13 protein-coding genes, 10 tRNA genes and 1 rRNA gene are annotated in these 15,426 nt (G+C 39.6%); 5 read left to right on the forward strand and 19 right to left on the reverse strand.

Features of this window, described 5'->3' with window-relative positions:
• Positions 1 to 678: apurinic/apyrimidinic endonuclease family protein (locus LQ50_RS23230; protein ID WP_034634021.1), on the reverse strand; the 678-nt coding region annotated here is incomplete at its 3' end.
• A 325-nt stretch (positions 679 to 1,003) separates the two neighbouring features.
• Between LQ50_RS23230 and LQ50_RS23235 the strand changes: the two genes are divergently transcribed.
• Entirely contained in the window at positions 1,004 to 2,701 is a 1,698-nt protein-coding gene (locus LQ50_RS23235; RefSeq protein ID WP_034634023.1) for a methyl-accepting chemotaxis protein, read from the forward strand.
• A gap of 894 nt (positions 2,702 to 3,595) precedes the next feature.
• Here LQ50_RS23235 and glmS read toward each other — a convergent pair.
• The 6 genes from glmS to sigW all read right to left on the reverse strand — a co-directional run bounded on the left by glmS (position 3,596) and on the right by sigW (position 10,646).
• A complete protein-coding gene (gene glmS / locus LQ50_RS23245; protein WP_034634025.1) occupies positions 3,596 to 5,398 on the reverse strand; it encodes a glutamine--fructose-6-phosphate transaminase (isomerizing) in 1,803 nt (600 codons plus the stop codon).
• A gap of 399 nt (positions 5,399 to 5,797) precedes the next feature.
• Positions 5,798 to 7,144 (reverse strand): phosphoglucosamine mutase, encoded by a 1,347-nt coding sequence (gene glmM / locus LQ50_RS23250; protein WP_034634027.1) that lies wholly within the window; start codon positions 7,142 to 7,144, stop codon positions 5,798 to 5,800.
• A 28-nt stretch (positions 7,145 to 7,172) separates the two neighbouring features.
• Positions 7,173 to 8,411, reverse strand: a complete 1,239-nt coding sequence (locus tag LQ50_RS23255) for a CdaR family protein (RefSeq protein ID WP_034634029.1) — start codon at positions 8,409 to 8,411, stop codon at positions 7,173 to 7,175.
• Positions 8,404 to 9,228: a diadenylate cyclase CdaA gene (gene cdaA, locus LQ50_RS23260; RefSeq protein ID WP_034634030.1), complete on the reverse strand. Its 825-nt coding sequence runs from the start codon at positions 9,226 to 9,228 to the stop codon at positions 8,404 to 8,406. Before cdaA ends, LQ50_RS23255 begins: the two co-directional genes overlap by 8 nt.
• Before the next feature lie 201 nt (positions 9,229 to 9,429).
• Positions 9,430 to 10,068: an anti-sigma factor family protein gene (locus LQ50_RS23265; protein ID WP_034634032.1), complete on the reverse strand. Its 639-nt coding sequence runs from the start codon at positions 10,066 to 10,068 to the stop codon at positions 9,430 to 9,432.
• A gap of 14 nt (positions 10,069 to 10,082) precedes the next feature.
• The gene (gene sigW, locus LQ50_RS23270) at positions 10,083 to 10,646 is read right to left on the reverse strand and encodes an RNA polymerase sigma factor SigW (RefSeq protein WP_034634033.1); all 564 of its coding nucleotides are present in this window, start codon (positions 10,644 to 10,646) and stop codon (positions 10,083 to 10,085) included.
• A 215-nt stretch (positions 10,647 to 10,861) separates the two neighbouring features.
• Between sigW and LQ50_RS23275 the strand changes: the two genes are divergently transcribed.
• On the forward strand, positions 10,862 to 11,044 hold the full coding sequence (locus LQ50_RS23275) for an aspartyl-phosphate phosphatase Spo0E family protein (RefSeq protein ID WP_034634035.1): 183 nt from the start codon (positions 10,862 to 10,864) through the stop codon (positions 11,042 to 11,044).
• Positions 11,045 to 11,097: 53 nt separating this feature from the next.
• On the opposite strand, the gene LQ50_RS23280 is transcribed toward LQ50_RS23275, so the two are convergent.
• The 8 genes from LQ50_RS23280 to LQ50_RS23315 all read right to left on the reverse strand — a co-directional run bounded on the left by LQ50_RS23280 (position 11,098) and on the right by LQ50_RS23315 (position 11,822).
• Positions 11,098 to 11,173 (reverse strand) — tRNA-Ala (locus LQ50_RS23280).
• 8 nt (positions 11,174 to 11,181) lie between these two features.
• Positions 11,182 to 11,256 (reverse strand) — tRNA-Gly (locus LQ50_RS23285).
• Between the two features lie 13 nt (positions 11,257 to 11,269).
• Positions 11,270 to 11,345: transfer RNA gene (locus tag LQ50_RS23290), tRNA-Lys, on the reverse strand.
• A 60-nt stretch (positions 11,346 to 11,405) separates the two neighbouring features.
• A tRNA-Gln gene (locus LQ50_RS23295) sits at positions 11,406 to 11,480 on the reverse strand.
• A gap of 4 nt (positions 11,481 to 11,484) precedes the next feature.
• Positions 11,485 to 11,569 (reverse strand) — tRNA-Tyr (locus LQ50_RS23300).
• An 18-nt stretch (positions 11,570 to 11,587) separates the two neighbouring features.
• Positions 11,588 to 11,660: transfer RNA gene (locus tag LQ50_RS23305), tRNA-Thr, on the reverse strand.
• A 3-nt stretch (positions 11,661 to 11,663) separates the two neighbouring features.
• Positions 11,664 to 11,739 (reverse strand) — tRNA-Val (locus LQ50_RS23310).
• 8 nt (positions 11,740 to 11,747) lie between these two features.
• Positions 11,748 to 11,822: transfer RNA gene (locus LQ50_RS23315), tRNA-Glu, on the reverse strand.
• A gap of 151 nt (positions 11,823 to 11,973) precedes the next feature.
• Here LQ50_RS23315 and LQ50_RS23320 point away from each other — a divergent pair.
• Complete coding sequence (locus LQ50_RS23320) at positions 11,974 to 12,156, forward strand: hypothetical protein (protein WP_034634036.1); 183 nt, start codon at positions 11,974 to 11,976, stop codon at positions 12,154 to 12,156.
• Positions 12,157 to 12,163: 7 nt separating this feature from the next.
• Here LQ50_RS23320 and LQ50_RS25615 read toward each other — a convergent pair whose 3' ends face one another.
• Positions 12,164 to 12,319, reverse strand: coding sequence for a hypothetical protein (locus LQ50_RS25615; protein ID WP_161784719.1), 156 nt, complete (start codon positions 12,317 to 12,319; stop codon positions 12,164 to 12,166).
• A gap of 238 nt (positions 12,320 to 12,557) precedes the next feature.
• Here LQ50_RS25615 and LQ50_RS23325 point away from each other — a divergent pair, with 238 nt between their 5' ends.
• Together LQ50_RS23325 and LQ50_RS23330 are read left to right on the forward strand one after the other, a co-directional pair.
• Complete coding sequence (locus LQ50_RS23325; protein WP_034634038.1) at positions 12,558 to 13,469, forward strand: LysR family transcriptional regulator; 912 nt, start codon at positions 12,558 to 12,560, stop codon at positions 13,467 to 13,469.
• Positions 13,470 to 13,591: 122 nt separating this feature from the next.
• Complete coding sequence (locus tag LQ50_RS23330; protein ID WP_034634040.1) at positions 13,592 to 14,695, forward strand: 5-methyltetrahydropteroyltriglutamate--homocysteine S-methyltransferase; 1,104 nt, start codon at positions 13,592 to 13,594, stop codon at positions 14,693 to 14,695.
• A 422-nt stretch (positions 14,696 to 15,117) separates the two neighbouring features.
• Here the strand turns inward: LQ50_RS23330 and LQ50_RS23335 are convergent.
• From LQ50_RS23335 to rrf, 3 genes are all read right to left on the reverse strand, one after another.
• Positions 15,118 to 15,193 (reverse strand) — tRNA-Thr (locus LQ50_RS23335).
• Between the two features lie 8 nt (positions 15,194 to 15,201).
• Positions 15,202 to 15,276 (reverse strand) — tRNA-Asn (locus tag LQ50_RS23340).
• Positions 15,277 to 15,283: 7 nt separating this feature from the next.
• A 5S ribosomal RNA gene (rrf, locus tag LQ50_RS23345) occupies positions 15,284 to 15,399 on the reverse strand.
• Positions 15,400 to 15,426 lie beyond the last annotated feature (27 nt).

Consider the following 15,426-nt stretch of genomic DNA (forward strand, 5'->3'; position numbering starts at 1 on the left):
TTGAGCGTCAAATCCAATTTCCTTCGCATAATCCTTCGCCATATGGAAGAAACGCGCAAGATTATCTAGCTCTAGGCCCATATCTGTATTTAGAAGCGTGTCATACCCTTCACGTCCGCCCCAGAATACATAGTTTTCAGAGCCTAAACGCTTCCCTACTTCTAAACCTTTCTTTACTTTTGCCGCTGCATACGCAAACACATCCGCATTTGGAGCCGTTGCTGCGCCGTGTACCCAGCGTGAATGTGTAAACATATTCGCTGTATTCCATAGAAGTTTTACTTTGCTTGTTTTCATATACTCTTCGATCATGTCGACAATTTCATCTAAGTTCTTGAACGTTTCACTTAATGAATCGGATTCAGGAGCAATATCAATATCATGGAAACAGAAGTATGGAACCCCTAGCTTCTCAAAAAATTCAAACGATGCTTCCACACGAGCCTTCGCTAAATCCATGCCCGTTAGGTGGTTATAAGGACGCACCGCTGTACCGCTACCAAATGGGTCATTTCCTTCTCCTGTGAATGTATGCCAGTAAGAAACCGCAAAGCGAAGAAACTCTTCCATTGATTTGCCGTTGATTTGTTCTTCAGGATTGTAATATTTATACGAGAATGGATTTTCAGAACGAGAACCTTCAAATTTTACTTGATTCACATTTTTAAAATAGCTCATGTTTATATCCCCCATTGTTATGATTATTGGAAATCGCTTTCAATAATTGAATTATATCACCACAAACTTAGTTTGTCTATCGAACGTACAAAGTTTTTTTAAAAAATTTTTGCCTTCATTTTTCTATGTATTAATGGTTTTTCTCCCTAAATGCTAAATTTCTACGCTATACAGGAAAATAGTTCTAGCATTTATTTACCATCATCTATACACTAGAATATGAACCTAACCCTTTATTGGGTAAGCAGCTTTTAAAAGAGCCTCCCCCCATTGGCCTATTTATTGGAAGCGCTTTATAACTAAAAGAGATGTTAGGAGTTAAGCAATGAAAAAGGTATTTTACTTAAAAAGTATAAAAACAAAGATATTACTTTCTTTTTCTTTTGTCATTCTATTGGTTGCGGTATTAGGCACTCTAACCTTCTTCTCGATAAACAAAATTAATCAAAACACCGAAGCAATTGTTAACGAACAACTAACATTATTAATCTCAGAAAAAGAATTACAACTGAATATGTCTCAGCGAATTGCTTCTCTGCGTGGTTATATGATCCACGGGGAACAAGATATTATTGATGAATATTACCGATATACAGAAGATAGTGAACGGCTTCAAGATACCATTCTTGCTATAAATAATTCAGAAGAAGTTCAGTATTTGATTAACAGAAGCCTAGGTTGGCGCGAAATAGTTAACAGTAGCGTCATCACAGCGTATCATAACGGCAACGAAGAACGCGCGATTCGCGTTTTAAATGAAACGGTTCAACCTCTTGGTCAAGAAATTATGGAGGGATTTGAAGAAATTGCTTCGGCAAGGGAGCTGTTAATAGAAGAACAAGGAAACGCCATTTTAAGTATTGGCCAAATTCTTCTTTACACTTGCATTGCCGTTACGTTGCTTATTGTTGCATTTGGTATCGGTATTGCTTTAGTTACTTCTCAAATCATCACGACTCCAATTAAAGCCGTTATGGAACGGATGAACGCAATTGCCAATTATGACTTAAGTCAAAAACCACTTCAAACAAACTTAAAAGATGAAGTAGGTCAGCTTATTTTTGCCGTCAATAAGATGGGGGAAAATACAAAGAACTTGATTTCAGAAATTAGTGTTGTTTCTGGGTCCGTATCAAATCGAAGTGAAGAGTTGTCACACTCAGCTTCTGAAGTAAAAGCCGGCTCACAACAAACGGCTGTAACGATGCAAGAGCTAGCATCCGGCTCTGAGGTTCAAGCAAATAACACGTACCAGCTTACCAAGTTAATGGATTCTTTTTCGACGAAAATCCTTGATGCTAATGAAAACGGAAAAGTCATTAATACGTCTTCGCTTAATGTTATGGAGATGACACAAGAAGGTAAACGTCTTATGGGTTCCTCCATCGAACAAATGACTCGTATCGACGACATCGTCCAAAATGCTGTCCGTAAGGTTCAAGGTCTCGATCTTCAATCTCAGGAAATATCCAAGTTAGTTTCTGTCATTAAAGAAATTGCTGATCAAACAAACCTACTTGCCTTGAATGCAGCTATTGAAGCAGCCCGTGCCGGAGAGCATGGACGTGGCTTTGCAGTCGTTGCCGATGAAGTACGTAAATTAGCAGAACAAGTATCTTACTCCGTTACGGATATCACACATATTGTCGACAAAATCCAATCAGAATCAAGCTTAGTCACAGCATCATTACAAGATGGCTATAAAGAAGTAGAGCAAGGAACAAATCAACTAACAACAACAGGCGAAACCTTTGCTTTAATCAATACAGCTGTTACAGATATGGCTACTAGCATTCAAACCGTAACAGATAATTTAGCCTCCATTTCTTTAAATAGCAAAAACATGAATGCTACCATCGAAGAAATAGCTTCTGTTTCAGAACAGTCTGCAGCAGGAGTGGAACAAACATCGGCAGCTACACAACAAGTGAGCACCTCGATGGAGGGAGTTGCTTATAGTTCTGAACAGCTAGCAGAATTAGCAGAAAAATTGAATACCCTCGTTCGACAATTTAAACTCTAATTTCAAGAAGATCAAGAATCAATGCTAATTACAACAAGCCTCATTACTGTAATGGGGCTTGGCCATTGTAGGACTCCCTCCCAAATCCCTCAATACGCCTAAAATGGTATTGCTTGTAAATTACAATTCCTTACATTTTTTATCGACGCTTTGAGTATCCTAATCTTTGTGACATATTACATTTGAAAGGGATAAAAAAAATGAGGCACATCTTTCTATCGACATTCCTAATTTGGCTAAACTACAGGCACCAAACTTGGCGAATTCTCCCTCGTTACTTGAAAGCGCTAATTTACATTGCATTCATTAATTCTTCTTATTACTATTTCTTCAAACGGCATATTTTATGGGAACTACAGTCAAATAGTTTGAACCTAAAGCAATTACGGGTGGTTCATATCTTTTTCATCACACCTTTAATATTTTTACTATGCATGGCTAAGTTTCCTGAAGAAGACATACGATTACAAATGAAACATATTTTGAAGTGGTCATTCAAATGTGCGCTCGTCGAATTCTTCGGTGAAAAATTCAACATGATCTATTTCAAAAATGGCTGGAATATTTTTTGGTCATGGAGCATCTACATCTTTCTCTTTTCATACGGCTACTTATTCACAACGAAACCTAAATTTGTTTGGAAACTCTCTATACCTACGTTGCTTTTTTTCTTATTGAAATTTAAAGCCCCATTTAGAAAAGCATTGTTACTCGGTCCATTGCTCCTTGTTTGGAAGCGGGCTCAAACCCCTAAATGGTTTAATGTGATCAAGAGCTATTACACAAATTGCTTTAGCCAATATATATTCATTATGCAAAGGAAAAAAGCCCCTAAGGTATGATCACCTTAAGGGCTTTAGGGTAGTAAAAAGTTCCGTACCTTCTTACTTATTCTTACTCAACCGTTACACTTTTCGCTAGGTTACGCGGCTTATCGACATCGCAATCACGGTGTAGTGCTGCATAATAAGAGATTAATTGCAGCGGAATCACGGTTGCTAATGATGTTAGATGTTCATGCACCTTTGGTATCACAAACGCATCCCCGTCATGCGCTAAGCCTTCCATGCTAATAATACAAGGGTTTGCTCCACGAGCAGCAACTTCCTTTACATTTCCACGAATGCTTAAGTTCACATGTTCTTGTGTAGCAATGGCAACAACTGGTGTACCTTCTTCAATTAAAGCGATTGTTCCGTGCTTTAACTCTCCACCAGCAAATCCTTCTGCTTGAATGTAAGAGATTTCTTTTAATTTAAGAGCACCCTCTAAGCAAACAAAGTAATCCGCTGCACGACCAATGAAGAAGCAGTTTCTTGTTACAGCCAAGTAGTCACGTGCTATTTGTTCTAACTTTTCTTTTTGGTCGCAAAGAGCTTCCATAGCACTTGCAACAATTCCAAGCTCTTGAATAGGGTCAAAATCAAGTTCAATCCCTTTCGCATTTGCTGTGTCAACAGCCAGCAATGTAAGAACAGCCATTTGAGCTGTATATGCTTTCGTTGAAGCAACAGCAATTTCAGGACCTGCATACGTGTGTAACGTAAAGTCTGCTTCACGAGAAAGTGTTGAACCAGGTACGTTCGTAATCGTTAATGCTTTGTAACCTTTTTCTTTTACATCAACTAACACACCTCGAAGGTCTGCTGTTTCACCACTTTGTGAAATAAAAATAAAGAGTGGGTTTTCTGATAGAAGTGGCATATTGTACAAGAATTCACTCGCAATATGAACTTCTACTGGACGTTCAGCGATCTTTTCGATCAGCTGCTTTCCAACAAGACCAGCATGATAACTAGTTCCTGCAGCAATAATATAAATTCGATCAGAAGATTTCATTGCTTCGCGAATGTCTTCATCCAAACGGACTGTTCCATTCTCATTTTGATACTTTTGAATAATGTTACGGATAACAAAAGGCTGTTCATCGATTTCCTTTAACATGAAATGAGGATACGTGCCTTTTTCAATATCGCTCGCATCAAGTTCCGCTGTATAAGGTGAACGTGTCATCACAGTACCATCAAGAGTTTTGATTGTAATGTTATCACGAGTTACTAGAACGATTTCTTTATCCATAATTTCAACAAATTGATTTGTTACTTGGAGCATCGCCATCGCATCAGAAGCAATGACATTGACACCATCGCCAACACCAATAAGAAGTGGACTCTTATTCTTCCCAACATAGACTAAGTCAGAGTTTTGTTTGTCTAGAAGCGCAATCGCATAAGAACCTTTTAATAAAGATAATGTATGACTGAATGCTGCTTCTACTGTTTGACCGTCTTTTACCAAACGATCAACAAGTTGAACAATAATCTCTGTATCCGTATCACTTTGTAAGTCTACATCTTTCAAATATTCAGCTTTTAACTGTTCATAGTTTTCAATTACACCATTATGAACGAGTGTAAATCGAGCTGTCTCACTTTGATGCGGGTGAGCGTTCGTACGACTTGGTACTCCGTGGGTCGCCCAGCGTGTGTGACCAATCCCTACTGTTCCATCAACCGCTTCATCGACTACATTTCTAAGCGCTGCAATACGACCTTTTTCCTTAAATACATGAACGCCATCCTCGTTCGCAACAGCAATCCCTGCCGAGTCATATCCACGGTATTCTAGCTTCTCTAAACCACGTAGTAAAATTTCTTTCGCATCTTCTGATCCAATATATCCAACAATTCCGCACATAAAATAATTACCTCCCGAAGTTGGGGGCAAGAAGCTTGAGGGCAATCTTACCCCCACTCTTAACATATTTTTAGAAGGCATGCTTACTTCTGGCTTTGTGCAAAGAGTTGCCTCTTTGTTTTCACTCAGAAGTCTTACGGTTGTCATGCTTACAACCGGAGGGCATCCGCCGACCGTTCGATACTCCCTCTCCTCGTCAACTATATACACTATAGTCCAGGCGCTTTTTAAATTGACTTTTCTACAATCTCCTTTCTATTCTTGACTTGCTCTATCATACCTTACCGGCCATAAATCGTCAATCAGAAGTAAATATTTAACAAACTTTTTCAAAGTTCTACTTCTAATTAAAAAATATGCATAAGCAGCCTGTTTTGTGCCACTTATGCATATATCCTTTTAATCGTCTAAACCCATTTCCGCTTTCACCACTTCAGCAATTTGATCAACATATTGATTACAAAGCTCTTCCGTCTTCGCTTCAATCATAACGCGAACAAGCGGCTCTGTTCCAGAAGGACGGACAAGGACTCGGCCCTCACCAGCCATCTTAGATTCTACGTCCTCAATCGCCGCACTCACTTTTGCGTTCTCAGTGACCGCATGCTTATCTGTAACACGAACATTCACTAACTTTTGCGGGAAAGTTTCCATTTCTGAAGCAAGCTTGGATAGTGGCATATTCTTCACCTTCATAATATTCACAAGTTGCAGCGCCGATAATAAGCCATCACCTGTTGTAATGTGATCTAGGAAGATAATATGGCCAGATTGCTCTCCGCCAATATTATAGCCACCTTTTCTCATTTCTTCCATTACATAGCGATCTCCAACAGATGTTTGCTTCGCTTCAATCCCTAACTCTTCTAATCCTTTGTAGAAGCCAAGATTACTCATTACGGTTGATACAACGGTATTATGCTTTAACCAACCTTGCTCTTTCATGTATTTTGCACAAATGAACATAATTTTGTCGCCGTCAACGACGTCACCGTTCTCATCAATAGCAATGATACGATCTGCATCTCCGTCAAACGCAAGACCAATTTGTGCTCCTTTTTCAAGGACAAAGGCTGAAAGAGCTTCTGGATGGGTTGACCCACAATTTTCATTGATATTAACCCCGTTTGGCGATGTACCCATCGTTGAAATATCAGCCTCTAAATCAGCAAACAAGTGAGGAGCCAATGATGACGCCGCTCCATGTGCACAATCTAACGCAATATGAATACCTGAGAAGTCTTCTTGGACCGTTTGTTTTAGATATTGAAGATACTTTTGACCGCCCTCAAAATAGTCCGTTATAACTCCTAGCGCGCCTCCTGTTGGCCTTGGAAGTTCATCTTCACTATCCAACAAGCGCTCAATTTCAGCTTCTTGATTGTCTAATAATTTAAAGCCATCCGGACCAAAGAACTTAATCCCATTATCAGGGACTGGATTGTGAGATGCAGAAATCATGACACCCGCATTTGCACTTAATGCTTTTGTTAAAAAGGCAACACCTGGAGTAGAAATAACCCCAAGTCGCATGACTTCTGCTCCTATTGACAATAACCCTGCAACTAGAGCACTTTCTAACATCTCACCGGAAATACGTGTATCGCGCCCAACAACAACACGAGGCTTTTCTGTATCTTTGGTTAATACATATCCACCCGCTCTTCCTAATTTAAAAGCTAGTTCAGGGGTAAGTTCCTTATTAGCAACTCCTCGAACACCATCAGTACCAAAATAATTTCCCATTATTTATTCTCTCCTTCAACACTAATCATCACTCACTATGCGAGATAATTTCAATTGGAATTGTCGTTTCACTAGAGTCAAAGCGAATATTTGGAGGGCCATTAATTTGCACCTCTACCTCGTGTTCTCCGGTCGACAAATCACTAACATCAACAAATGCTTGTATATCGGTTTCACTTAACCTTTCAAGAAGCTCCTCTGAACCTCTTGCAGTAATTGCTAATTCTCTCGTTTCGTCCCCATTGAATGTAATCTCTTCGCCATCACGCCCACCAATGATTTCTACCGGTATATCCGTAAACTCCTGTTCTTCTTCTGTGCTAATTGAAACGGAAACATTCACCGTATCTGGTGTTACACGCTCCACGCCTGGCGGGATAGGGACTTCCATTTCTATCGTTTGGCTTTCCGTTAATTGACTCAGGTCTAACGTTCCTACTTCAACGACGTTCATACGATCGATCACTTCTCTTGAACCATACACCGTCAATTCTTCTGGATCAATCCTTACTTCATTAATACTAACTCCCTCAGGTAATTCTCCTGTACGAGTAACCTTTCCTGGAACCGTACGATTTGGACTTGTAATTGGGATTTTCACATCAACCACTTGCGGATCTACCGCCAATGACAACTCATTCCCATCTTCATCATAAAGTCTGACGGGTGTGGTTTCCTCAATTGCTCTATCTGCACCCGAAACGTCGACATATGCTTTTACTTCATGGACTTCAGCCACTAAACTTCTAGCTGCTGTCACATCAACGTTTAATGGAGTAACAATCGGTGTCCCTACCGTGTATCCTTCCTCAACTTCACTTGAATTGATAATATCTACTTGGACAGGGAAAGAAACCGTTTGCTTCTCCTGAAGCTCCACCCTGACGTATTGAGGAACGATCGAAACACCTAAATCACTTGGAAAATTCCGGTGTTGCACGCTCAACGTATGAACACCTTCTCCTCTTTCTCTAACATCGACAAACACTTCATAGGAGGGCCTTGTCAACTGAAACAAAGTAAGAGAGCTCTGTGGACCTTTCAAATTCACCTGCACATGTTCCGTTTTGTCCGTAATTGCATAATTTTCCTCATCATAGTAAACGGATAATTCTACATCCTCTAACGTGTAGGAAGCTGGAGATATGGATGGCAATACTCCGGGCTGTGATGCCATATTATCAATGTTCACCATTGTAAATAACATTAAGGCGATAAAAAAAGAAATGATCTTAACAAACCAATGGCTATTAAACAATCTATCCATTTTTCTTCCCTCCCCACTGCCAACGTGAAGCGGTCGTTTGCTTGCTTTCAAATAGTAGTTCTTTTTCTAACAGCGTGCGAAGTTTTTCCTCATCTAACTCTCTATGTAACTCACCATTTTTCGTTAAAGAAATACTCCCTGTCTCCTCTGAAACAACAATCGTAATGGAATCTGTTACTTCACTTACCCCTAAAGCCGCCCGGTGTCTTGTTCCTAATTCCTTTGAAATAAATGGGTTTTCCGATAATGGCAAATAACAAGCTGCCGCTAAAATCGTATTACCTTTTAGAATGACTGCACCATCATGTAATGGGGTATTTGGGATAAACGTATTAATGAGTAACTCCGATGTTAAATGAGCGTTCATTTGAATACCTGTTTCTACATAATCAGTCATACCTGTTTCACGCTCTAAGGACATCAATGCACCAATTCTACGTTTTCCCATATAGGAGGATGCTTTCACAATAGCATCAATCGATTTTTTGGCAGAATCATCTTGAGGCATCGTTCTGCTTGAAAAAAACCGACCTCGACCTAATTGTTCTAACGCTCTTCTCAGTTCCGGCTGAAAAATAATAATTATGGCTAGCAAACCATATGTGAACGTCTGATTCATAAGAAATTCTAATGTTCGTAAACCTAAAAAACGGCTTAAGAACCAAACGGCAAGTATCACAGTAATTCCTTTAACTAATTGAACAGCCCTCGTACCACGGATAATCATAATCGCCTTATAGACAACATAGGTAACGAGCAATATATCGATAATTTGCCCTACATAATTGAGCAAACGAAACTCTCCTAAAGAAAACATGGCTCTTCCTCCAAACCATTAACATACATCGAAAGAGGCACCTACGCGAGGTCCTCTTTCCCTTGTCCCATTATATCACAGTCTACGTTCAAAGTTGAATTCTACAACCGTAAAGAGCCGTATGTATCTCAAGGGTACGAAAAAAGGGATGTCCTTTTTTCGTACCCTCATAACTCAGTGGTGAAAAACTCTTACCTTTTATTAATCATCTGAACCCTCGTTATTTGTAATTGATACCACTTCTTTAAAGAAATTCTTCACGTTATACCAAACCCAATCTAGCGCTTGATTAAGCTCTTGGATTTCTCCAGAGACATGCCCAACTGAGGCGTAATAAGATTCGCTATTAACAAGCAACACATTACCTTGGACTTCTCCATCGACTTGGAGTAGTCCATTTCTTACTACTAAATCCCCTTCAATCACTTCACCTTCTGGAACAATCACTCTTCCACTTTCTTGATCAATTTGCACTTTCCCAGAGCCTGTTACTGCCACTTGTTCATTCCCAGTATTCCAAAGGGATGAGACACTCGCTAACATGAGCAAAAAGAATACAGCAGCAGACACTAATAACGGATGTTTTCGTGTCCATTGCTTCCACTTAGACGTCTTTTTTCGTTCTGGCAATCTAGCCATAACACCTTCTGTAAAATTAGGAGGCGCTTCAATATGAGAGGCACTTTGGACAAAGGCGATCACTTTTTTTAACTCGTGAAGGTGTTGTCTACAAGAAGCACACGATGTTAAATGTTGGTCTAGCTGCTTTCTTTCTTCGTCAGTTGCTTCGGAATCGACGACTTTTTGAATTAATTCATCATATTTTTGTTCACACTTCATGCTAACACCCCTTCCTAAACATGGCGCATTCTCTTCCTTAGAGCTTCTCTGCCTCTATGAACTCTCGTTTTAACAGTGGATTGTGGAATATCAAGAATGTCACTAATTTCACTAATAGATAGATCTTCCATATATTTAAGAATGATCGCTGTACGATACTTAGGGGGGAGTTGATTAATTTCATCTTGAACCCACTCTTGCATTTCAATGGTTATGACTTGATCTTCAGGTCGTTCCTCGTCAGCAGCTAATTGGGACTCAAACGTTAACCCTTCAGATCCTTTTACTTCATCTTGAAGATAGAAGTCTGGCTTTTTTTTACGTAAACGGTCAATTGCTACATTCGTTGCAATCCGAAATAACCAAGTAGAAAACTTTCTATTCACATCAAATCTCTCAATGTTCGTATACGCACGTAAAAAAGCCTCCTGTGCTACATCCTGCGCTTCATGGACATTGCCCACCATACGATAGGCTACTTGATACACTTTATCCTTATAGAGTTCTACAATTTCCGCAAACGCCTGTTGATCGCCTTTCCTCACTTCCCGGATTAACCTCTTCACAATTGTATCCATCAAACTACCCCTACCTACATTCATTCTGACATTACATACGTTTTACATACCTCTAAAGTTTCAAACCTTTAAATTTTTTTCAAAAAATACTAATTACAATTCTATAGCTATCATAACACGGTTACTATGTTTACTTCTTCAAAAAATTGGGTATTTATAAGAAACCAATTCTATCAAATCCGTTGTAGCCAATTCTTGATAAGGATGTGATCGATATGACTACTGAAAAGGAATTACTTTTACAAGAAATTGAACGATATAGATCGTTATTAAATGAAAAAGCGAAGCACACTCCGCTTATATCAGAGGAAATGATCGATTTCAGTCACAAACTAGATGATTTATTAAACAAATACCAATCTCTAGAATCAGAGTGTCATACCCCTATAAATCAATAACTAAAAAATAAAAAGCCATAGATTAATATCCATGACTTTGATTTAAGTATATATGGTGGAGCCTAGCGGGATCGAACCGCTGACCTCCTGCGTGCAAGGCAGGCGCTCTCCCAGCTGAGCTAAGGCCCCGACATTCCTGGAGCGGAAGACGGGATTCGAACCCGCGACCCCCACCTTGGCAAGGTGGTGTTCTACCACTGAACTACTTCCGCAAATAATAAAAAATGGTGAGCCATGAAGGACTCGAACCTTCGACCCTCTGATTAAAAGTCAGATGCTCTACCAACTGAGCTAATGGCTCGTCACATTCAAATGAAGATCATTTCAGTCTTTAACAGAGCAATTGTCTTAAAGAAGAAAATGGCTGGGCTAGCAGGATTCGAACCTACGCATGACGGAATCAAAATCCGTTGCCTTACCGCTTGGCGATAGCCCATTAATGGTGGAGGGGGACGGATTCGAACCGCCGAACCCGGAGGGAGCGGATTTACAGTCCGCCGCGTTTAGCCACTTCGCTACCCCTCCACAATTCAAATGAAACGATGCCGGCCAGAGGACTTGAACCCCCAACCTACTGATTACAAGTCAGTTGCTCTACCAATTGAGCTAGGCCGGCATATGGTGGAGGATGACGGGATCGAACCGCCGACCCCCTGCTTGTAAGGCAGGTGCTCTCCCAGCTGAGCTAATCCTCCAATGATGTTGGTGACCCGTACGGGATTCGAACCCGTGTTACCGCCGTGAAAGGGCGGTGTCTTAACCGCTTGACCAACGGGCCAACAGATGTATTTCTTACTGACAAAAAATATTATATCGAAATATAAAGAAGATGACAAGCCTTTTTCGAAAAAAATTTTTATTTATATAACCCACTTGAAAAAGCGAACACACATTCGTTATAATGAAGAAAATGAGCTCGAGGTGATGAAATGACTGATCACAAACCTTTATACTCACGTGAAGAACTCCTTACCCTATTAGACTATGTTCAGCATAAAGCAAAAGAAGAAACAAAAATGCAAGTAGCAGAGTGTATGCTTGACTACGGAATTGACAGTAGATTAGTGGGTGCTATTACAGGGCTAACTGCAAAACAATTGATTAAGAGATAATTCTAAATTACCAGCTCCACGCCCCCACCCTCCAAGGACATTCGCTTAAGGGGTATTCAAGAAGCAGCCCTTTTTGAGACACCCCTTCACTTTTTAACTCAAGTACTTCCTCTGGACACGCAACCCCTCCAACAATCAGCAAGAGATTTAGTGCTTTAACCACCCCCCTTCTCCCCCTAGCTCGCACTAGAAGGTTACCCATTATTAAAGTTCACTTCATACTTGAAGTATATCATCGTTTTAAGAAGCGCATATAATGTCTCCAAAAGTGAGGGTCTTTAGGACAATCAGAAACGTTTATTCGTACTATAATTATATGTGGTGAATTGATGTTAGACTTCTTAAGAGCTAAATAAGCGTGTATAATTCAGGGTAATAATTATTTGAGAAAAGGGATTAAGATGACATTAAAACAACTAAAATATGTAATTGAAGTAGCAAGGAGTCGTTCAATTAACAAAGCAGCGCAGAGACTTTTCATAAGTCAGCCCAGCCTTTCAAACGCACTGAAAGAGCTTGAGGAAGAAGTAGGGATTACCATTTTTTTACGATCCAATCAAGGAATATTGATTACACCTGAAGGGTCAGAGTTTTTAGGTTATGCAAGGCAAGTAGTAGAACAAGCTGATCTACTTGAAAATCGGTATACCCATACACAATCACCGCAGCAACATTTCTCTGTATCTGCGCAACATTACGCATTTGCCGTAAGTGCCTTTGTGAGACTGCTAAAAAATTATGACCGCGAGGAATACGAATTTACTCTACGAGAAACAAGGACTTATGAAATTATTGATGATGTGAAAAACCTGCGAAGTGAGGTTGGTATTTTATATGTAAATGATTTTAATAAAAAGGTGATTCAAAAGTTCCTAAGAGAAGGGAATTTGATTTTTCATGAGCTGTTTGAGGCAAAGCCCCATGTTTTTATTAGCTCGAACAATCCACTTGGGAAGCAGGAATATGTAACGTTAGCTGATTTGATTCCATACCCGTATCTATCTTTTGAACAAGGAGATTTTAATTCCTTTTATTTTTCTGAAGAAATTCTGAGCACTCTTTCTAGACCAAAGAATATTCGAGTAACAGATCGGGCCACATTATTTAATTTACTTATCGGACTGAATGGCTATACGATTTCAACTGGCGTTATTAGTCATAAATTAAATAGTAGAGACATTATTGCTGTTCCTTTAAAGGTGGAAGAACGGATCAACGTTGGCTATATAACTCATAAAACCGTTACAAACAGTTTGTTAGCTAATATTTACATTCAATATTTAAAAGAATCAATTGAAGAAGAATTACGCTAGTTATAGCTTAAAGCTATAACGCGAGATAGATTTATTGTGTTACATTATAGCTGTTTCCCTATGCTAAACTGATCGTACAACAACAGAAGAAAAGGTTTAAAAAGAAAGAGGGAGATTTATCTATGACGACACAAACACAAGTAAGAGCTCCATTTAGAGCAGATCATGTGGGAAGTTTATTACGACCAGAAAGAATTCATAAGGCGAGAAAGGATTTCCAAGATGGCCACATTACTGCACAAGAATTACATGCAATTGAAACAGAAGAAATTAAAAAGGTCGTTGACAAGCAAATCGAAGTGGGGTTACAAGCTGTAACAGATGGAGAGTTTCGCCGTAGATTTTGGCATACAGACTTTCTCGAACATTTAAATGGAGTAGAGGGATACGTGCCAGATCATGGGTTCGCCTTTAAAGGAGAGGAAACAGAGAGATATGATGTGCGTGTTACTGGTAAAATTTCATTTAATCCAGCTCACCCACATCTTAAAGAGTTTATTGAATTTAAAAAAATTGTCGGAGAACGTGCTGTTGCCAAACAAACGATCCCTAGTCCAAACCAATTATTTAACGCAGGTATCCGTAACAAAGAGATTTATCCGGATATTGAAGAATATACAAACGATATTATTAAAGCATACCGAGAAACCATCAAAGCCTTCTATGATGTCGGTTGCCGCTACTTACAGCTTGACGACGTATATATTGCAGGTCTAAACGCTGCGGACATCCCATTTAATGATAGTGGTTATTCCCGTGAAGAATTAATTGATTTAGCATTACGAGTTGTAAATGGAGTACTAGAAGATAAACCAGAAGACCTGATTGTAACTACTCATCTTTGTCGAGGGAACTACCGATCTAAGTGGGCATTTGAGGGGAGTTACGCTAAAATCGCCCCAACCTTATTTGCAAAAGAAAAAGTAAACGGATTTTTCCTAGAATATGATGATGATCGTTCCGGTGACTTTACCCCATTGGAATTCATTCCGGATGGTCCACAAGTCGTGCTTGGTATATTCACATCGAAACATGGAAAATTAGAGGATAAGGAAAATATTAAAGCCCGTATAAAAGAAGCCACTAAATATGTACCACTTGAGCAACTATGTATCAGTCCTCAATGCGGCTTTGCTTCTACCCATCATGGAAATATAATAACGGAGGAAGAGCAATGGGCAAAACTGAAATATATTGTAGATCTCTCTAAAGAGATTTGGGAATAAGTTTTTAAGCGAACGGTCTTGGATAGGAGATAAGAAGGGAACCAACCTTTTTATCTCCTTTTTTCGGCTGTTTTTCTACAATCCATGTAAAGCTATACCTATCCATTAACGATTCACATTCAGTTATGGTTAAAAAGTTGTTGCTGACTATCGATAATGACGTTCAAATGGTCACAATAAAAAATTTTTACCGTTCTACTTTCTTCACTCCATTTAATGACCTAACTGTTAAGGGATTTATATTTTTCTGTAAATATGAATGATGGCCTTCACTTTAAAATTTCTGTAGTAGTTATGCAGCTATTTAATGACTTGGCACTTATTCAATTAGGACTTTCTCCCACTAACAATTAATACTTGCCGGCTATACTAAAAAGCGCCTCTCAGCAGTAGCTAAGAGGCGCGTAATATATGTATTCTTCTGGAGCTTCCAAGCGGACTTGAACCGCTGACCCCTACCTTACCATGGTAGTGCTCTACCGGCTGAGCTATGGAAGCATAAAAAATGGCTCCACAGGTAGGACTCGAACCTACGACCGATCGGTTAACAGCCGATTGCTCTACCACTGAGCTACTGTGGAACGGTTTGCCTGGCAACGTCCTACTCTCACAGGGGGAAGCCCCCAACTACCATCGGCGCAAAAGAGCTTAACGACCGTGTTCGGCATGGGAACGGGTGTGACCTCTTCGCTATCGCCACCAGACTATAGAATTGAAAGAAATGGTTCTCT

This window comes from Halalkalibacter okhensis, assembly GCF_000787375.1.
Taxonomy (GTDB): Bacteria; Bacillota; Bacilli; order Bacillales; family Bacillaceae_D; genus Halalkalibacter; species Halalkalibacter okhensis.